Origin of the sequence: Citrobacter sp. Cu231 (assembly GCF_030332265.1) — a bacterium.
GTDB classification, from domain to species: Bacteria; Pseudomonadota; Gammaproteobacteria; order Enterobacterales; family Enterobacteriaceae; genus Citrobacter; species Citrobacter meridianamericanus.
Map to the genome: position 1 here is coordinate 172,741 of NZ_JAOWIE010000046.1, position 18,869 is coordinate 191,609.

The 18,869-nt window shown below is 47.2% G+C and carries 20 protein-coding genes and 3 pseudogenes; 15 read left to right on the plus strand and 8 right to left on the minus strand.

Annotation, left to right across the window (positions count from 1 at the left end; genetic code table 11):
- Positions 1–165: 165 nt before the first annotated feature.
- The 3 genes from OGY15_RS20610 to OGY15_RS20615 form a co-directional block, all read right to left on the minus strand.
- Entirely contained in the window at positions 166–1,104 is a 939-nt protein-coding gene (locus OGY15_RS20610; RefSeq protein WP_023296956.1) for a glycosyltransferase, read from the minus strand.
- 671 nt (positions 1,105–1,775) lie between these two features.
- Complete coding sequence (locus OGY15_RS24740) at positions 1,776–2,183, minus strand: DUF7828 domain-containing protein (protein ID WP_139016043.1); 408 nt, start codon at positions 2,181–2,183, stop codon at positions 1,776–1,778.
- 164 nt (positions 2,184–2,347) lie between these two features.
- Positions 2,348–2,554 carry a helix-turn-helix transcriptional regulator gene (locus OGY15_RS20615; RefSeq protein ID WP_023296957.1) on the minus strand — a complete coding sequence of 69 codons (207 nt, stop codon included), beginning with the start codon at positions 2,552–2,554 and terminating at the stop codon, positions 2,348–2,350.
- 693 nt (positions 2,555–3,247) lie between these two features.
- Between OGY15_RS20615 and OGY15_RS20620 the strand changes: the two genes are divergently transcribed.
- Complete coding sequence (locus OGY15_RS20620; protein WP_023296958.1) at positions 3,248–3,793, plus strand: hypothetical protein; 546 nt, start codon at positions 3,248–3,250, stop codon at positions 3,791–3,793.
- Here the strand turns inward: OGY15_RS20620 and OGY15_RS20625 are convergent.
- Positions 3,790–4,380 carry a YagK/YfjJ domain-containing protein gene (locus OGY15_RS20625; RefSeq protein WP_023296959.1) on the minus strand — a complete coding sequence of 197 codons (591 nt, stop codon included), beginning with the start codon at positions 4,378–4,380 and terminating at the stop codon, positions 3,790–3,792. The two genes, OGY15_RS20620 and OGY15_RS20625, sit on opposite strands and share 4 nt — an antisense overlap.
- A gap of 820 nt (positions 4,381–5,200) precedes the next feature.
- Between OGY15_RS20625 and OGY15_RS20630 the strand changes: the two genes are divergently transcribed.
- From OGY15_RS20630 to OGY15_RS20675, 10 genes and pseudogenes are all read left to right on the plus strand, one after another.
- Positions 5,201–6,124, plus strand: coding sequence for a hypothetical protein (locus OGY15_RS20630; RefSeq protein WP_286540891.1), 924 nt, complete (start codon positions 5,201–5,203; stop codon positions 6,122–6,124).
- A gap of 97 nt (positions 6,125–6,221) precedes the next feature.
- Entirely contained in the window at positions 6,222–7,109 is an 888-nt protein-coding gene (locus OGY15_RS20635; protein ID WP_286540892.1) for a GTPase family protein, read from the plus strand.
- A 176-nt stretch (positions 7,110–7,285) separates the two neighbouring features.
- Positions 7,286–7,693: a hypothetical protein gene (locus tag OGY15_RS20640; RefSeq protein WP_023296962.1), complete on the plus strand. Its 408-nt coding sequence runs from the start codon at positions 7,286–7,288 to the stop codon at positions 7,691–7,693.
- 4 nt (positions 7,694–7,697) lie between these two features.
- The gene (locus OGY15_RS20645) at positions 7,698–8,180 is read left to right on the plus strand and encodes a hypothetical protein (protein ID WP_023296963.1); all 483 of its coding nucleotides are present in this window, start codon (positions 7,698–7,700) and stop codon (positions 8,178–8,180) included.
- Between the two features lie 84 nt (positions 8,181–8,264).
- Positions 8,265–9,083 carry a DUF932 domain-containing protein gene (locus OGY15_RS20650; RefSeq protein ID WP_023296964.1) on the plus strand — a complete coding sequence of 273 codons (819 nt, stop codon included), beginning with the start codon at positions 8,265–8,267 and terminating at the stop codon, positions 9,081–9,083.
- Positions 9,080–9,250 (plus strand): annotated as a pseudogene (locus OGY15_RS20655) (DUF905 family protein); the annotation flags it as partial. The gene OGY15_RS20650 and the pseudogene OGY15_RS20655, both read left to right, overlap by 4 nt.
- Before the next feature lie 168 nt (positions 9,251–9,418).
- The gene (locus OGY15_RS20660; RefSeq protein ID WP_023296966.1) at positions 9,419–9,856 is read left to right on the plus strand and encodes an antirestriction protein; all 438 of its coding nucleotides are present in this window, start codon (positions 9,419–9,421) and stop codon (positions 9,854–9,856) included.
- 12 nt (positions 9,857–9,868) lie between these two features.
- On the plus strand, positions 9,869–10,411 hold the full coding sequence (radC, locus tag OGY15_RS20665) for a RadC family protein (RefSeq protein WP_286540893.1): 543 nt from the start codon (positions 9,869–9,871) through the stop codon (positions 10,409–10,411).
- A complete protein-coding gene (locus OGY15_RS20670) occupies positions 10,408–10,629 on the plus strand; it encodes a DUF987 family protein (protein WP_023296968.1) in 222 nt (73 codons plus the stop codon). Before radC ends, OGY15_RS20670 begins: the two co-directional genes overlap by 4 nt.
- 25 nt (positions 10,630–10,654) lie before the next feature.
- Positions 10,655–10,885 (plus strand): annotated as a pseudogene (locus OGY15_RS20675) (type IV toxin-antitoxin system YeeU family antitoxin); the annotation flags it as partial.
- 179 nt (positions 10,886–11,064) lie between these two features.
- Here OGY15_RS20675 and OGY15_RS20680 read toward each other — a convergent pair.
- Positions 11,065–12,882 (minus strand): hypothetical protein, encoded by a 1,818-nt coding sequence (locus OGY15_RS20680; RefSeq protein WP_023296970.1) that lies wholly within the window; start codon positions 12,880–12,882, stop codon positions 11,065–11,067.
- A 352-nt stretch (positions 12,883–13,234) separates the two neighbouring features.
- On the opposite strand from OGY15_RS20680, the gene OGY15_RS20685 reads away from it, so the two are divergent.
- From OGY15_RS20685 to OGY15_RS20695, 3 genes are all read left to right on the plus strand, one after another.
- Positions 13,235–13,888 (plus strand): hypothetical protein, encoded by a 654-nt coding sequence (locus OGY15_RS20685; protein WP_286540896.1) that lies wholly within the window; start codon positions 13,235–13,237, stop codon positions 13,886–13,888.
- Positions 13,889–13,915: 27 nt separating this feature from the next.
- The gene (locus tag OGY15_RS20690; protein ID WP_023296972.1) at positions 13,916–14,584 is read left to right on the plus strand and encodes a hypothetical protein; all 669 of its coding nucleotides are present in this window, start codon (positions 13,916–13,918) and stop codon (positions 14,582–14,584) included.
- 109 nt (positions 14,585–14,693) lie between these two features.
- Positions 14,694–15,806 carry an HNH endonuclease gene (locus OGY15_RS20695; protein WP_286540899.1) on the plus strand — a complete coding sequence of 371 codons (1,113 nt, stop codon included), beginning with the start codon at positions 14,694–14,696 and terminating at the stop codon, positions 15,804–15,806.
- Between the two features lie 635 nt (positions 15,807–16,441).
- Here the strand turns inward: OGY15_RS20695 and OGY15_RS20700 are convergent.
- On the minus strand, positions 16,442–17,314 hold the full coding sequence (locus OGY15_RS20700) for a phosphorothioated DNA-binding restriction endonuclease (RefSeq protein WP_286540901.1): 873 nt from the start codon (positions 17,312–17,314) through the stop codon (positions 16,442–16,444).
- A gap of 196 nt (positions 17,315–17,510) precedes the next feature.
- Here OGY15_RS20700 and OGY15_RS20705 point away from each other — a divergent pair, with 196 nt between their 5' ends.
- Positions 17,511–17,837 (plus strand): DUF1493 family protein, encoded by a 327-nt coding sequence (locus OGY15_RS20705; protein ID WP_286540904.1) that lies wholly within the window; start codon positions 17,511–17,513, stop codon positions 17,835–17,837.
- A 232-nt stretch (positions 17,838–18,069) separates the two neighbouring features.
- On the opposite strand, the pseudogene OGY15_RS20710 reads toward OGY15_RS20705, so the two are convergent.
- Positions 18,070–18,414: pseudogene (locus OGY15_RS20710) on the minus strand (Hcp family type VI secretion system effector); the annotation flags it as partial.
- Positions 18,415–18,416: 2 nt separating this feature from the next.
- A complete protein-coding gene (locus OGY15_RS20715; RefSeq protein ID WP_286540905.1) occupies positions 18,417–18,764 on the minus strand; it encodes a hypothetical protein in 348 nt (115 codons plus the stop codon).
- Positions 18,765–18,869 lie beyond the last annotated feature (105 nt).

An 18,869-nucleotide genomic window follows, 5' to 3' on the forward strand; every position in this document is an offset into this window, starting at 1 on the left:
GACAGGGGATAACAAGCACCAGTGCTGAAACGCTGCCTGTGGCGTGAGAAATTGGGTAAGAGTTTACCAAGTTGGAAGCGTTGAGACTATGCCGGCGGTTTGGTAGGTAAAGTAACAACGCTAAAGCAGGGAATTACGAGGGGAAGCTTATTCTTGTTAGTAATTTTAGAACAGCTTGCTTGCCAGTTTGATAAAGAAAAAAACATCGCTAAAACTGTTGATGCCTCGGAATAAACTGCCGAGTGTGATGTTTGCCTCAAAGCTATACTTCACACTCGATTTATCCCGGACGCGATTGCGATACAACCCCAAAAAATGACGCGCTTCCACCAGTGCGTGCCGGTACAAAAAAAGCTTTATTTTTTTGTTTTGCTCAAGGCTCGCCAGTCGGATGACTTCCGCAATCACCTCGATATAGCTCAACGCACGAACATCATAGTAATCCGGTCGGTGCGTGATAGAGGTCTTAGTACTGATATAGATATAGTCCTTAACATCCAACACGCAGAACCGGCCATTGCTCGCTGCAAGATGAACCGTCCAAAGAATGTCTTTATGGCTCCTGCCGGGCTGGAAGCGCAGTGAATGCTGCCTGACATAGGATGATCTGATCATTTGCAGCCACAGGTAATGTGGCCATTCGCGGCGTGTTACACAGTGCCTTATCCACTCATGACCTGACAGAGTCGCCCCATATGGCTGCTTTCGGTGGACTGCTCTTCGATGGTGATCAGCATCAGAATGCCAGCCATTAAAGATCATGACGTCGGCTTGCGACGTACTAGCTGCTTGCCATCTTTTTTCAATGAACCCATCTGCTATATCGTCGTCCGCATCAAGGAATATAACCCACTCTCCCTGGTGCAAGGCTAGAGCAGTATTTCGGGCAGCATAGACACCTCTATTGGCCTGCTCTATCAGAATGAGCCGGTCATCGTGGATTTGGCGGATAATGTTGCCGGTACCATCGGTAGAACCGTCGTCGACAACGATAAGTTCAATCGCTACGTGGGGTTCGCTGAGGATTTTATTGACCAGACAACCAACGGTCGCAGCGGCGTTGTAAGCAGGGATAATGATGCTAACGTCGATTTTATTTTTCATGCTGAATTACGACTTCCTTTCGTTACCGTCATTCTGACGCCTGATCGGGATAATTCGTCTTTCCCTGATTTCCTGGTCGATATCAAATAAGCACTCGTCGCAGAATTCTTTATCGAGGGAGAGCCACCGCTCAAGGACGCTTCTTTTTTTGTTGCAACGTGCACATCTCTTCATCTTTCCGCGCCTTAGTAACCTCGTGATTTTGGGTACATAAAAAATGGACGTAGCAAGCCTCAGCTAGATAACTAACCGTAATAAAAGGCTTTTCTGCGAGTAAGTTAAGACAAGGATAACCAGGCAGGGCGCATGAAAGATAATCGTTTTGATAGATCAGTTTTTCGATATTGATCGTTGGCGCCGATCGATAACAAGTGTGGTTAAGCGATAGGTATGTCCACGGAGTCAGTCCATGAAAAAGAGCGTTTTGCTAAATGGAATGCTCTTGAGAATGCGTCTGTATCAGCGCAGTAGCCACCAGCATCAGCACGTTGCCAGACATGGGCCACATCGCAAAGGGAGAATGTATGGGCAGCTCCGAACTGACAGGCTCAGAAGAAGTGAATGATGTTCATTGTCAGCAGTTACATCTCAAGCTGAGCAGGAGGGCAATATATCCGAACACAACGGAATGCAATAATGCCCTCCTGATTCGCCAGACCTCTGGCAACCGATTAGCGCGATATCGTATAAACCCACTCGCCGCAATGGGGGCATTTCTTACCGCCGTAGTAGGAACGCTTACATTGATTGCATCGCCACAGCCCTCTTCGAGTATTCAACGGACCTCGTAGTCCAGCGTAACCTGCAGGTGGTTGTTTTCGTCTGTGACCGGCGCTTGTCGATGCTGGTTGCTTAGGTTGACGGATTGCGTAGCGGCAGCTCTGATTTTTGATTCTTTCGCTGCGATTATGTCGGGAGTGAACAAACATCTCATTCCCTGACCTGTCTTCCTCGATAACAACCTCGGCATGACAGGAATCGCATAGCAGTCGTCCCCGATAATCCAGAGGAAGTTCTTCTGGCGTCACCCACTCACCGTCTTCGGTGATGGCGTGTTCAATGGCACGGAATTGCATCATGACGATGCCTCCCGTTGTGCCGATTCAATAAGCATCTTTAGTTTCATAGTATGGGACCTTCGCCATACAGCACGCAGGCGAAAGCCGCCTATGTCAGGCAGTCTGGCGAGTATGCTGTGGGGGAATTCAGATAAACATGAGAGGAGGTAAGGTTTGATTTGATATCACTGGCGGGATTGGTCGATACGTTGCTGTAGCCAGGCTTCTACTTCGCTTTGCAACCAACGAGAGCTTCTGCCCAGCTTAATGGGCTTCGGGAACTCGCCGTTTTTTATAAGGAAATAAAACCATTTGTCCGTCAGGCCTGTGAGCTGGGTGATAAACGCCATCGTCACCAGTTGGTCGTTAAGAACGTTGTAATCAGTTGTCATCGTTTTTCTCCTTGAGTGAATGGGAGAAGGAGCCAGGTATGGGGAACGCAAACTCCTTCAAACGATGAGGCACTGGCGTATTTTTTAACTGAGCTTCCGCCGTCTGCCCGCTGCCGGTGGAGCAGGGATGTCACTTAACTTGCAGATAACGCCCAAAGTCTTCTGCTCCTGCTTGCTGAGATAGCTCAAGATGTACTGCATGCTCTTGCGGCCCTTAATGTCGTCGTAGGCCGTTACCCATTCACCCCGTGCTCTGTACTCCTCCCTGGGCTCTCACCGGTGTGTATGTCCTTCTCCCCATGTCACGTATTTCCAGGTATCCCTGAGTGCTTCAAAAACTGTCCATGCACGGCGGTGTTTCTGACCATTGAGTAAAACGCGGCGTGGATGTGAAAACCATGCTGTTCGGTTTGTTCCAGTACCCATACTTAGCCCACCAGCCCCCTTGATATATCGCTATACAGTGCCGATTCATTTAATTTGGAGTACGGCTCGATATAAGGGAGAAAGGTAATCATGTTGGGATAGCATCATCCATCAGCGTTGGGGGTAATGTGGAGACAAATCAGCTGAAAGAATGATAATTAGAAATGTCTTTTCTTTAGAAACAGTATTATTTACCTTGATTACAGCGTGTGCCTGAGCAGCAACATTGCATCGGAGCAACTGATTTATCGTAGGGAAACACAATAAATGCGCCATTTTTTGACAACGTACCGGGACTCGATCCTCGCATCTGCAGGCATCATCATTGCCATTATCTCACTTGGGTTCGCTATCTGGCAGGGCAGAGAGGAAATCAGGCACAACCATATTTCTGTAGAGCCAAGGATTAATGCCTATTTCTCTAACGATGGTCGCAAAAATCAGTGGGGAATTTATGCCATCAACAACGGTATGGGAACGGCCTTTGTTAACGGGCTCACCGTGAAGGTCAATGGCAAACCCGTGGATGCCGTTGACAACAATATCTTCGTCGGGGCTATTCAGGCACTGGGCCTTCACGCTGAGTGTTTTGTGATTGGCGGCCCGCGCCCGAATGATTCCTTCAAGGTGGGAGAGGAAATATTTCTGGTGGAAGCCAGAGGGTCAGATAAAAACTGTGCGGAAGACCTGCTGCGCCTGAAGTGGGCCTCACAGGACCCAGAACAGCTGGACTTTGTGCTGGATACGGAATCCATCTACGGCGATAAATTTCGTTATACCTATTCGTTGAATCGCCAGGTAAGACTGGATTAACGCCTAGAGGCACATGAACGTGGTCTACCACCAGCTCTTCGCACAGGTATATCGCTAACCCAACAAACCTTGATATCCTGCATGCCTTTCTGCTCCTCCTTCGCCAGATAGCTCAGGATAAACGCCAAATCCCGATATCCCTTTCGGTCCAGATGGTGCAAACTCCTCCCCCCATTGACCTTGTGGTAAATCTTCTTTTGGCAGTTGTCGAATATCCCGGCTTCATGGGTAATGTTCTGCCACTCCTCAGCAATGACTCTCGCCGAGCGATAGCTGTTGCGTTTACGCTGACCGTTGAGATAAAACACGGCATGGAAATGCAAACCATGCTGGTGAGTGAACTCCATTACCCACGCGTAGCCAATAACGCAGCCAGAACGTAACACGCGTTCAGCCAGCCGGTACATGTCCATATCCCAGTGGTCTTGATAGCGGTCGATAAAGCGTTGACTGGTAGACTTATAGGCGAAGTCCATACGCAGCGGGATGATGTCTGAATAACGATCACGTAGCCTTTCCATGTGGTCTGTCAATGTGGAGAAGAGTTCATTGTCGATGGTATAGTTCAGGTTAATTCGATAAGTCATGTGGGCTCTCTCAATGTGGTTAACATTGGATGAGAGATATTCTTCAGATTTGAATGATTCAGTTATAATGGGTCAGTTTGATTCATCTACCCGATAGTGATGTCAGAAGGGTCATCAGAGTACTGACAGAGTGGGTATTACTACATGGAGTGATGATTAGGGTATTGAGTACTTCTTTAAGTAAGAATAATAATACCTAAATTAAATATAGCCGGTGGTCGTTCTGAAGGAATGCCATCCTGGGATACTCCAGGGAAATGATGCTGCTCACGCTTGCGGCTGAGCCAGTGGCATTTATCCCGCATTTTTTATACTGACAGTCGATGACCTGTAGATTTAGAAAGCAGCACTTGAGAACTGTCGTATGATGACTGGTCGGCGTAAAAAAAGACTATCTGACGTACACTTATGCTGGCGGTCCGCCAGACAGGCAGACGCAGTGGCGTTGCCAAAAGAACAAAGGGTTCGTCTGATTGCAGATTGAAACACACCTCTCCTTGCATTTCCCTCAACATTTTATTGACCTAAAAAACCTGTTATTTTTCAGCAATAAACCTGCTTTTTTACACTAAAATACTCACGTTTTTAGCTAAAAATGAGCATTCGTGCGAGTAGAATTGAGTAAAGTAACACGGATTTTGAACGTAGCGGTGATAACAACGAATTTCATCTTGCGATGAACAGGGAGAACGAAATGTCGGACATGATGGACGATCTGAGAGCTTTCAGGTTGCGTAAAAAAGATACAGGCCGGAAAGTGAGTTTGTTAACATATGGTGAAATTATAGCCAGTTATACATTCATCTGTTTTGACTAGAAAGTGATAGGTAACCAGCAGCCTCAAACTCTTCTGAATAGAAATTCAGTAGAAAAAAATAAAATACCCTTCGATTTTCTGGACTATCTCTATACCGAACAGAAAGCCAGTCGCGTAGGTCATCAGAGGGGGCGTTTGCGAGAGAAAGAACGGTGTGAAATTAATGTTGGTATGACGGTGGGGCAGGAGGAGTGGCTAAAAAAATCAGTAGCAGAAAAAGAGGATGCAGCCACTTACTTGTGTGATAAATACAAAGCGCTTTTGGCTGAACACAAAAAAGTTACTCTGCTACCATTTGCATTCTATCTTCCTGATGACTGGATTCAGAAAAACGAAGAGCCACGTACCAAAATATTTTCTCATAATGCCCTGAAAATTTCGCTGGAAGAGCTTCAGCGACGTTTTGATGTAATGATAAAAAAACTAAAGCAGCAATCTAAATATGATCCGGCTTGTGCATACTCCAGACTTATCCTTATTGATGAAAATTTTAAACCCTTTTATTTAGTTAACTTCTTCTTCAGTGTCGACGATCTCAATGCGCACTTTGCTGAGGATATCTGGCACGAATGGCTGGCAACAAGTAGCTCCTCTAACAAAGAAAACGAGCAGGCTGTATTTTATGCATTTGATGATGAGCATAAACCTGACAGAAATGACGTGAGAGGATTAGTGTTTCATGTCCCAGAGGGTGGAATCAACAGTCTTTATGATGCTCAAGGGAATGACGCATTAAAAATTCTTTTTACTAATGATGAGTACAACAGCCCTGAACCATTAAAGGCCACCCGTAAAAGGCATGAACAATTCTTCCGTCTTCAGGCTCAGAAATACAACACGATCCCGGGCTCCAGGGCGAAAGTATTCTCCGATAATTTTACTTATTCCTCTTCGGGGAAACGCAAAAAAGCAGAAACCCAGAAGTAAAAAAATTACAGTTATATATCATCTTACTGAATTCCCTCCCGTATCACTTCAACAGGCCATCCACCCCGGATGGCCTTTTTGCTATCTGGAAGCCACTATGAAAAAACCATCGGGTTATGCCCTGATCCGCCGTCACCTGCGGTGCTATCCAAGTTCTTTACGCCAGTCCTTAATCCATGAGCTGGACCAGCTTGTTACCTGCGAACCGGTGATTGGCATCATGGGCAAAACTGGCGTAGGCAAATCGTCGCTTTGTAACGCGCTGTTTCGCAGTGAAGTCTGTGCTGTTAACGCGGTTGAAGCCTGTACCCGCGAGCCTCAACGGGTTCGTCTGCGCTTTGGCTCTCACTATTTGACGCTGATTGACCTGCCCGGCGTGGGAGAAAGTCTGCAACGTGATGACGAGTACCGCGAACTCTACCGGGAACTGATGCCACAGCTTGATATGGTGCTGTGGGTGTTAAAGGCGGATGACCGCGCCTTCACGATAGAGGAGCAGTTTTATCAGGCGGTCTTTGTCGGGTACAACGGGCCGCAGCCTCCATTGATATGGGTACTGAATCAGGCGGACAAGACCGAACCGGCAGAGCAATGGAACTGGTCTTCCGCGCAACCCTCAGTGCTGCAGGCTGAACATATTGCTCAGAAACAACAGGCTGTCGCCCGCCAACTGGGAATTGCAGAGCGTGATTTGTTGGTCATCTCCGTCAGGGGGCGTTACCGGCTGTCGCGCCTGGTGGAGGCCATGATTACCCGTCTCCCAAAGCAGGCCCGCAGCCCGCTGGTGCCGCACCTGCAAACCGGCTATCGCACTGAAGTCGTGATTAGCAGCGCCCGCACCGGCTTTGGCGAGGCGGTCGTGGAGGTGATTGACCGCATCATTGATTTGGCCCCGCTACCGCAGGTTGCCCGCTCGGCCCTTCAGGCCGTGACGCATACCGTGGCCCGCGCCGCCCGCACGGTCTGGTCCTTCTTCTTCGGTTGACTTTCTCCGTGCATCCCACATTTCGATAAGTTTTTTCGTTCATACACGATCGAAATTCTCGATCGACCCGATCGGATATCTTCATTATCCAGGCGAAAAACCCACTTATAAAATCCCCGGGCACACATTCACTGAGTCAGCGCGACAGCGCACCTGTCGCATCACAAGGAGCCAATATGAACATGTTCTCTGCCGCCGCCGCCGTAATGGCGTTGCTGGCGGGCCTCGTCTCATCTGCGGTAAGCGCAGAAAATGACGTCATCAAAGTCGATATCCAGAAAAGTGGCTGGGAGTGCAATGACTGTGTCTACGTCACTGTGACTGCCCGCACGGAGCGGATTCAGATAAAAAATATCGATGTAAACCGGGGCAAATGCCCGCAGTTGAAGAAGGGCGTGACCACCATTCAGGGTCAGAAGATGGAGGGATGGTGGCCCAATAAAGACCCGTTCACGCCCCGTACGATGCAGTTTGCTGACAGCCTGACCTGGCGATTTGGCAACACGCTCTGGCAGAAGGGTATTACCTGCAATGTTATTGAAGCCCGGATATTCACTGACTTGGGCGTATTCACTTACAGCTGAAACCATGATGAAAATAAAACAAACGACCCAAAAGATAGTCTCGTTGCTGATACTGGCCTGCCTCGCAATGAGCGCCGATGTGTCTGCGGCACCCGCCGGGAATGAGTCCCGACTGATTACAGATGAGGCCGGATATCTGGTCTGCTATCGGTGTGGCCCGGACCATAAGGACAGCTACCTGATGGCGGAGTATCCGGCGGGCTCGCGGGAGAAATCCGTGAATTATCACCTGGTCCGGGATATGAGTCGCTACACCTTTCTGATGTCTTCGGATGCCCCGGCGACTGCGGCGAATCAGACGCCGGATTTCTGGTACATCGATAAGCAATCATCCACCCCGGCGCTGAACAGCATTGTCTTTGACGACGATAATTCAGCACTGTCATCCGCAGAGCACATCACCGTGACAGAGGCTGACGGCCAGACCCGGCTCAACATTATCTGGGCGAACGGGAAGCGGAACATCTTCATCCTCGATAATCCTTAAACCCCATCAGATCAGCATCACACCCGACGCCCTGCTCATTCGAGTGGGGCGTTTTCTTTTGTGCCTTCAGATAAGGAAACAACCATGAAATTAGCCAGTCGTTTTGGCGCGGTGAACCTCGTTCGCCGTGACCGCCCGCTCACCCACGAGGAGCTGGCGCACTATGTGCCGAGCGTGTTCAGTGAAGACAAGCATGAATCCCGCTCAGAACGTTATTCATATATTCCGACCATCACCCTTCTTGAAAACCTGCAGCGTGAAGGGTTCCAGCCCTTCTTTGCCTGTCAGACCCGCGTGCGGGACCCCGGCAAACGTGAACACACCAAACACATGCTGCGCCTGCGCCGTGAAGGGCAAATCACCGGTAAGCAGGTACCGGAAATTATCCTGCTGAACAGTCATGATGGGTCCAGTTCCTATCAGATGCTGCCGGGGCTGTTTCGTGCTGTTTGTCAGAATGGGCTGATATGCGGGGAGAGTTTTGGAGAAGTACGTGTGCCGCATAAAGGCAACGTGGTGGAGAAAGTCATTGAAGGGGCTTATGAAGTGCTGGGGATATTTGACCGGGTGGAGGAGAGGCGCGATGCCATGCATTCACTCCTGCTACCGCCACATGCTCAGCAGGCGATGGCGAAAGCGGCACTGACTTACCGTTTCGGGGAGGAGCATCAGCCGGTCACGGAGTCACAAATTCTTGCGCCACGCCGCTGGCAGGATGAGAGCAATGACCTGTGGACCACGTACCAGCGCATTCAGGAAAACCTGATTAAAGGCGGTCTGTCCGGTAGAACGACCAAAGGCAAACGGGCCCATACCCGCGCAGTCAAAGGCATCGATGGGGATGTGAAGCTCAATCGTGCCCTTTGGGTCATGGCTGAAAACATGCTGGAGCTCGCATCATGACCGCGCAGAAAGAAAAGGGCCAGAGTCTGCTTCCGGCCGGACCTTTTACCCGCCAGCAGGCGGAGTACGTCACCGCGGCATACCAAAACATCTTCATCGAGGATGACCAGGGAAGCCATTTTCGGCTGGTCCTGCGCGATGCGGATGGCCGGATGCTGTGGCGGGCCTGAAACTTTGAACCGGAGGCCGGGACCGGGCTTAATGCGTACATCCGGGACTACGGCATCCTGCAGGGCCCTCTCAGCCGCCTGCCCTATTAACCATATTGCCAAGCATTCATTTTTCCCTTGACCCGCCAGCCTGAACCGCTGGCTTTTTTATTACCGGAGAAACCCATGACTGACACCACAACTGAACTCACCATTTCCGCCGCTGTTGTTGCCGACGAGCAGCGTATCCACTTCTGGCCGCAGCACTTTGGCAGCATCCCGCAATGGATAACACTTGAGCCCCAAATCTTCGCCTGGATGGACCGTCTGTGTTCCGATTATCACGGCGGTATCTGGACCATTTATACGCTTAACAACGGGGGCGCGTTTATGGCCCCGGAGGCTGGCGAAGACAACGAAGATAAATGGACGCTGTTTAACAGGATGAACGGTAACGGGGCAGGGCTCACCCGCGAAGCTGCAGGGATAGTCGTTTGCCTGATGGCATACAGCCACCATGCCTGTCGTACCGAATGTGACGCGATGACTGAGCACTATTATCGCTTACGCGACTACGCGCTGAACCATCCGGAATGCAGCACCATTATGTATCTCATTGACTGAGGAATGCTTGACATGAATACCGTATTATCCCCGGTGTCATCGCAGCCTGAACTCTTTCCGCTGACGGTTATGGCCCAGCATGGTTGTCTGCTCCCCGCGACATCTGGATTGACGCCCTATGCCCAACGGACCATCCGCCGCGCTATCAACCTGCTGGATAAATATCTTCGTCAGCCCGGCATATCCTTTACCTCAAGTACGGCAGCCCGTGACTGGCTTCGGTTACAGCTGGCAGGACAAGAACGGGAAGTGTTTATGGTGCTCTATCTCGATAACCAACACCGTTTACTGGAGAGCGAAACACTGTTTACCGGTTCGGTTAACCAGGTACAGGTCCATCCGCGTGAGGTGGTGAAGTCAGCGCTTCGTTTCAATGCTGCAGCGGTCGTGCTGGCGCATAACCATCCATCCGGCGATCCGGAGCCCAGCAGAGCCGATTACCAGATGACTGACAAACTGAAGGAGGTGCTGGGACTGGTTGATGTGAAAACGCTCGATCACCTGATTGTCGGTCAGGATGGCATTGTGTCGTTTGCGGAGCGAGGCTGGATATGAAAATCATCAGTAAACGCCTGGCAATGGCCTCGTACCGACAGCATTCAGGCTCCCGATTGTTTCGCTTCTGTACCGGCAAATATAAATGGTCTGGCAGTATCTGCCATTATGCTGGCCGGGAAGTTCAGGATATACGCGGCGTTCTGGCCGTCTTTGCTGAGAGCCGTCAGGATCGCAATGGTCCCTATGTCATTCTTAGAAGTGTCACTCTCAATTAATCCTTCCCTTTAATCAGGAACAATAATGAACAATCACTCAGACCCCGGTACCAAACCGGAGAATCCCGCCTGTCAGCAGTGGGGGCTTAAACGCGCTGTTACACCCTGTTTTGGCGCTCGTCTGGTACAGGAAGGCAGTCGGGTGCATTTTCTCGCTGACCGCGCCGGGTTTAACGGTACTTTCAGCGACAAGAATGCCTTGAGCTTGGACCAGGCACTCAAACAACTGGAACTAATGCTCATCAGCGGCGAGCTCGTCTGCTATTGGCATAGCCTTTACCAAGATTACTGTATACAGTGACTTAGAGTCCGCTTCTTGGCAGAAGCGGACATTGCCTAGCACCACTAGGTTTAAATCAAATGGGAACTAGGTGGTGGCCAGAAATATAGTCAGCGATTGAGGCTGAATAAGTCAGTTCTTTTAATCCCGCTGAATTATTCCTGGCATATTACGCACCCGAATGCTCCTACTTCAGTACAGGCAGCGAAAAAGGATGATAGCAACCAATATAGCTGGACGAAATATGGATTGGCAGTATGACCCGCTTCAATGTCCTTGAATATTTGCTCAACAGCGGCCTTGCTCAGTGATGAAGTCACGATAGCCACCCGTTTGGAGGTGTGAGGTGCATTCCTGCAAAACTCCACAGCAGCCCTTAACTCAGCAGCTGCGCCACGGCATGTCCGATGAATGCCAGTCCTTACTTTGTTGTTGGTGTAAAATCGCTCCCAACGTGCAAATTTTTTACCCATGGCTGGGGCGGGTAATGTGAGGTTGCCTAGGTTCTTGATAGCCTGGCTTACGGATACATGAAATGCTCCAGCACCAAGAGTCAGTTCACCGTGCTTTGCATGATAGAAGGTGACTCTTGGTGAAGCAGGATCCGTTCTAAATCCAACGAAATCCGCCCATTCATCACCAAGATCATCGCAGACTATAACATCGTCTTCGTGGGCGATCGTCGACAGTACAGCACCAAATGTAGAGTCTGGATCGAACGTACGATGGGCTGCAGTAAAGGTACCTTTTTCATCTGTGACAGTCGCTAACTCTGCATTACCGAAAAGATAGCCCAAGAACTGTGTGCCACCGTTGACCAATGAGTCGTCTTGGTAAAGGCTACCGTCTAGATAGGCAAATTTCGGCTGGTCAAATAAGACGATAAACGTGTCCTGTTTGTCGATAAACTGCTTAAGCGGGGTGCAGTTATCGTCTGCACCAAGTGCAAATTGAGTATCCTCTACGTATACATCGACGAGCAAAGGCAGTGTAAGGCGTTTCAAAGCTATACGCGTTTTATTGATCGCGATCTCACCTACTTCTACACCAGTTTCCTGCTGGGAAACCATGTGTTTGCCAGTATCGTTTTTTGCGACGTACAAGATATCTGTTAGCTCCGTGAGTATCAAATCGACTTCAGCCTTTGGCAACTCACGATAGCCCCCTCCGTCAGGTTTGACCAAGCGGATGATTTTGTCATCAAAGATGGCCTGTCTGAGAATAGCGGTATCAACAGCAAATTGGGTAGGGCTAGCCGTCAGATCTGATAGCTCCATCGGCCGCGCGAAAGCTGCCAGGAAAGGGGAAGAGGATGGTCTTCCTGGACGAGGGTGTAAGCGATCAATGATTTGGCAGGCATAATCAACTAAATCCAAATAGCCCGAGCGATCCGCGCGAAGCGAGATCCGCCCGGTTCGCGGCGTCGTTGAAAAGTGTTCGTCCTCTTCAGTAAAGCTGTAACCCAGCGGGGCAAATCGAGCCGAGGATGCCATACCTACATTGTTCTGGAGGTTCTCGCCTTCGAGCGTCTTGCTGCGCAATGCAAAGCGGGATAGATTCATATGCCTCAGTCGGACACGGGCAAACACCGAGTCCTTACTTGTCAGTCCCCGGTCGATATCTTGGGCGCTTATACGCTGCAAGTGCCGCTTGGAGAAATAAGCAGGGATATCGATCTGGGATTTGAAAATGGCAATATAATCGCGATGCTCGACGATCAGAAAATATCCGGTTACCCGGTCGATCACACTTTGAGTGCCAGGCAGAAAAGCCGGTGCCTTGTCAAACTGGAAGCACAAAGCAGACCAAATTGACGCCCCGTGGGGTTGCCGAATGAAAGAGAAAAGATTGTTAGAAGGGGAAGTTTGCGCCTTTCTAATAGCCCGGAACAATGCCGTTATAGTAACTGTCGTGATTGAAGCTTTTTGGCGATAGAAATAGCAAGATTTGCTGGCTTGAAGTTCATCGATCATGTTCGATTCCCTACGAAGATGGACGAAGCGAAAGTACTTCATCATGAAATGCTAACCCAGCGCCCTCATTATTGTCTAGATAGTTTGTTTCGGGTAATAGTAGCTGTTGTGAAGGACCGTTTAGTGCCAAAAACGGGCAAGAGACACAACCTCATGTAAACTCACGACACTGCAGTTGTATTGGACAAAAATTAAATGCATGGATTTTTTATTGGCCAATCTGTTAGTTATGCATTGACGGATTTTAAAGTCTACGCTATTAGTAGCGTGTTAGAATTACAAGGTCGAGATAGTACATAAGTTAAATGTATTTTCTCAATAACTAATTTGTTAATAAAAACCAAAATCAAACATGGAAAAATACACGTCAAAGTTCCAAGAAATTAAAATATTATTGACCTTAATAAGATATTCTGATGAAAAGGGGAATGTGGACTTTAATAAAGAAGAAATAGGTGCGGAGTTGGCGGGATTAATTTGCAATGGGAATGAATTAAGTGAAACTCTATATAAACTGAATGAATCAGACGCTATCTTTTATGAGGAAGTCGGTGAGGATGGTTTCGCACCAATTATAATTTCCAGTGTATCTAAAAAAACACATGACTACTTGCTAACATTAGTAAGCTCGGTGAGTTTAGAGTTTGATCATTTGGAGAATAGAATTTCAGAAATTCTAACGTTCAATCCTAAACAACTTTCTATGACCATATCTGAAACTCAACGTAAGTTACAAGAAGTACATATGCACGTAACTAACAATGAGCTTTTGAAGCCAATTGCAAAGCCCTTGAAAGAAATTATGCATCATTTTAATAGTGTTAGCATTGTGTCCTCTAGTTATGAAGATATATACAAAAACATCATTCGGCCTGTTCAGGAAGAGGGGCGTTCTGGGGTGAATGCAACTGTTAAATGGGCGATTATAAGTATCGTTTTATCCACTGTAATTTCAATATTAATCAGTAACTTCGATTCAATCAGTAAGATTTTATCAAATACCTAACCACTAACATCAAGGAATTATAATAACATGGCATTTTTGGATGAAACAAAGTTAGCAATAAAAGATTATATTGACGGGCATTTGGCTGACTTGGATTGGCATAGAGAAAGATTCGATTTCATTTCAGACGAGAACCTTCAGCACCGCCTTGCGGACGAATTTATCTCTACTCGCTATGTATACAAAATGTTAGAAGGTATGAGTGCTGATGGTTGGCTTTTGAGAGCTCAGATTCGCCTACAGGTGCTATCTTACGCTTCGATCTATGAGGCAGTACTCCATCATATTTTATTTACATGTTTTTCATCAAATCCGAATGTTCAATCATTAACAGAGTTTAAAACCAAAAAAGAAATATCGATACCAACGCATAAAAAAACAGCCCTAGTTAACGCGCTTAAACATGATGGAAAAGACATCATTCCAACTTATGAAGCCATTGGAAAGACAGATATTACAAAAGTTCGATTTGATAAGAAAGCAGAATGCGCAGAAAAGTTAGGTTTAATTGATGCAAAACTTAGGGATGAGATAATTGAACTATATGAAGCTAGAAATGCCATTCATATTCATGCTGAAATTAAAAAAAATTTAGATTATCAGTTAGCCTTATCTAAGAGAGCATATTTACGGATGGAACCATTTATAATGCAAATTAAAAATAATTTACCTAAAATTTTAGTTATTCAAAAGTGACACTATGAAATCTTTGGTGGCTATTGAAAACCCTAGCACTACCCAACCATTTACAGCACTTTATGTCTGTTTCTCGCGCATCATCCCCTGATGCTATGCAGGGGATTTAGTGTCAGAATTGGATATTGCTATTCTCATGATATGTTCGTTGACGGAGAACACTTTGAACCAGAGCAAAGATGGATATCCACAGGGCCCGTTAGTACGAGCTGTGTGGGATTGCTGTGATGAGCTTTATCAGAAACTAGGTCGAGCACCCTCGCGACAGGAATTCAATGATGAAATTGGCAAACGCGAACCTCATCGCATAGGTATTAGCACCCATTCCCGCCAGTGGGGAGAATGGATGCGTCATCATAATTTCTCAACATATATTGTTGATATTCCAAGTATAATTCTGGAAGAAATGCATTATCCGCAATATCTCCGCGTATGGTATGCCGTGACACAACTAAATTCCGCTTCTGCTAAAAATATTGTTCAGTGGATCCGTAACAGCAACGCCCCCCTGAAAGAGAGCGAGATTCGTATTCAACTGGATGCATTAACCGTTAATAGCAACTCCCGATATCGATATCTTGGTAGCCGAAAAAGCGCCCGGACTGACCTGGGTAGCCCATACGACTTGTTATTTCGTAGCGGAAACCTACAAAATACACGGTATCAACAGTATGTGCAGGAGCTGCACGGCATATGGGACATTGGCGATGATGGTAGGACGCCAATTCAGATTGCCGCCCCAAGGCCAGGCGATCGGATGGTAGTTGAAGCGAGAGATGAATTATTCAATGAATTGCCTGACGATGAAGGTGACTTTCGCCTCAAAGCACTACGTGAGGTCATTATTCGAGAAGGGCAACCAGTATTTAGACGAAAGCTCATTGAAGCTTATGAGGGTAAATGCGCAGTAACGGGCTGTTCAATCCAAGTGTTGCTTGAAGCTGCACATATCACCCCCTACGCAGGAGCTTGGCATACCCGTGCTCAGCATGGCCTGTTACTGAAAACAGATATCCATACTCTATTTGACCGAGGTTTGCTCTGGATTGATACCGAGTTGAAAATAAGGATATCAGAACAGTTGGCCGGGACAGAATATGCAGAGTTAGATGGCCGATATCTCAGGTTACCTAAAGATAAGCAAAACTGGCCGTTAACAACTCATCTGATAAATCATCGACAATATTGGATTAAAAATCATAATGATGTTGAGAGTGCTTAACGCTACTACTGTCTGCATCTCGCTCATAGCAGACAACAAGCGCCTTGATTCTGTCCATCTTGTGCCAGAAGTAGTCAATGCTAGTATTGTGATATATCGAACAACGAGTGAAGGCTAGGGTATATGACGGTAACTAGGGAAAGCATGAAACAATGGATCATCGAGTGTCTTCAGAAACGGGGCGGTAGTGCTTGGCCACGTGAAGTCTCAAAGTATGTATGGGACAGCTACGAGGCTGAGCTTAGGGATTCCGGCGATATGTTGTATACGTGGCAATATGACATTCGTTGGGCCGCTCAACAATTGAGAAACGGGGGCACTCTGAAACCTGTTAATAGACGCAGAGATTTGCCATGGGAACTAGCATAGTAACAGTGAGTGTTCGTTTTACACCGACAGCTGACTTTGCCCTGAGGGAGTTGTTGCCTCTGAAGAAAACGTTCCTGCCTGCCTGAATCTTGCTTCGACAGCTATATTGGTGTTCTACTGATATGGCTTTATACCCACTTTCAATGTCTACTTTTTGTACGGATTTTAACTTGTGGGTACAAGTGCGGGTATAATTACTTATTCCTAATTATAAACTACATTGATATCAGTCTATTGGGTGTGAAATTCGAGTCCGGCCTTCGCACTCACCCTCTAAACACCTCCTTCCTGTGCCACTCCATAAACCCTTCTTTTGGGTAATTCTCGCGCATCATCGGTAGCGCTATCGATTTACCGTCGAAATCCCTGAACAGTCTGCCCACTATGCTGCTGCCATTCACTGCGGGAGATACCTGAATCCGCATACGCTCATCCAGCCCAATCGAACCTTTATCAAAGGCTTTATGGTGAATTGCACACAACGCCAGTCCGTTTGAAATTTCGCACGGGCCGCCGTGCTGTTTCCATTTGATATGGGCGGCTTCCAGGGCGACTGAGGTGCTGTCGTGGCGCATATTGAAGCCACAAATGGCGCATTCATAGTTATAGGCACGCAGAACCTGCTGGCGGAACAATGGGTCCCGCTGTTTGCGGATTTGCAGGATATCAAATCCCAGTTCATCCGCGATCTCTTCCTGAATGCTTTCGGTGAAGTGCGCCTCGAGGATTTGCTGGGCCAGGGAATTAATGAGGTTTTTGTTCTTTTTCAGCAGGGAAAAATGTTGTTCATCAAAACCTCCGGCAACGTTGTGCGTTACCAGTTCCCCGGCAGGGGGCTGTTTGCTGCTGCCGGATGTTGAACAGTGCTCGGCGTTTTGTAGCTCCCAGAACCCATCTCCCTGTAAGCGCCAGAAGGGCATATCCGGGCGGTATTGCGCGCGCTGTGGTCCAAATCGCTCCAGCAGACTATGCAACGGGTCGCGAACTTCCGAACCGTAGTCAAACAGGCGACCGTGACCCTGCTGATAACCCGCCAGCACATGAAGCAGTAGCAGAGGCTTGTGCGGCGCACGCTGCTCGCCTTTACGCCAGATGGTGATGTCGGCAATTGCCTGTTGCAGGTTTTTACTGGAAGTCATTGATTTCATTATCAGGTAAATAATTGCGATGATGCTCGCAAAATATCACCTGATCAAGCAAAGACGGGTTGATGCGCTACCAACATCACTTTTATGTTTTCTGAAAAACACATACGCCATGGCGGTTACCGTCCCCCAAACTGGAGACGCAGGAGTACAATAAGTAAGCAAATTATTGCATATCGAAGGATCTTTGATGGTGAAGGATAACGAGGTATTAGAATTTTTTCGGGGAGAGTTATCTCTCGCGGTAACGTTTACTTTCAAGCCTATCCCGATTGAACTTGATACGCCGCTGCAAGGTTACGCTGAATGGGATGAATTACCGTATGCCATTGAAGATTTTGGAGAGAAATATAACGTTGATGTTTCTGTGATTAATTTCGAGGCCTATTACCCGTGGGAAAGAGAGTCGGTCTATCGAAAGTGGTTTACCAAAGAACCCATCAAACAAGTGTCAAAACCGCTTACTGTGCGTATGTTCGCAGAATCAGCCAGAGCAGGTTACTGGTTATATGATTGACTGTATGCTTACAGAGGATACTGACGCAATTAGATGTTGATTGCATCGACAAAATCTGGGAAATAATTATACGAAGAATAATGGCAGTATCAGTTTACTCAAAAGTTTTGGTGGTGTATCTCGCTGTTTATTAGAGAGGAATGACCTCGTTTGTTCATAAAACGTATGCTTTCACCACCAGCACATTCTTTCTGTACTGGTGAAATACTCAATGGCAGTTACGAAATTACTCTGTGATTCCTGTCACTTTTACATTTTCTAAAATGATATTAAAATATTCACTTTCAATACCAACCTCCAGAATTTGATACATTTTTATTGTGGCTGATTTTAATGTCTGGCTTTCACTTAACGCTTTATACAAAAGGGGCATTGTTTTATTAAACTCCTTCTGTATTGCAATCGGCGCGTGCACACGCGTTCCTGTTAGTCTACCTGTATTTCCATCTACAGGGACAGACAAGTGATGAGTGACTGCTTTCAGTTCAATAGCACCAATGCGTCCAGCGACTTGTGAGCTTCCCATTACGGGGGAGCCATTTACATCGGTTAACCACAGATAGGCTGGGTTTGACATGATTAGTCCTTATCTATATTTATACGGGAAGGGAAATAAAGCATGATGAGAATCCAAACGAATGTTCCAATAATTTTTACGGGCCAGGGTTCAAGAAAAGCGAAACAGGCGAGGCCTCCTGCGATTAGCAATGGACCGGATAATAGATCAAGAACTCCCCCCATCAGGTGTATCTTTGTTGGCAAGAACCTGTTGGCTATAAAGGCGATAATATAAGCGCTTCCAACGATGATAATAATGGCAAGGATTTTATCCTGCCATGAATCGAATTCGATGAGAGAAATTAAACAAAGGGTGGCAATATACCCGCAAAACAATGAGTTTATTATTAGTGTGATAAGTTTTTTCATGTTACCAGTCCTTAGACTTACCGTTTAAATGTTCTCCCACTAACTCAATTATTTTTATAAAAAAGGCTTGTCTTCTGTATGTCCAGTATGTATAGAATCAACAAA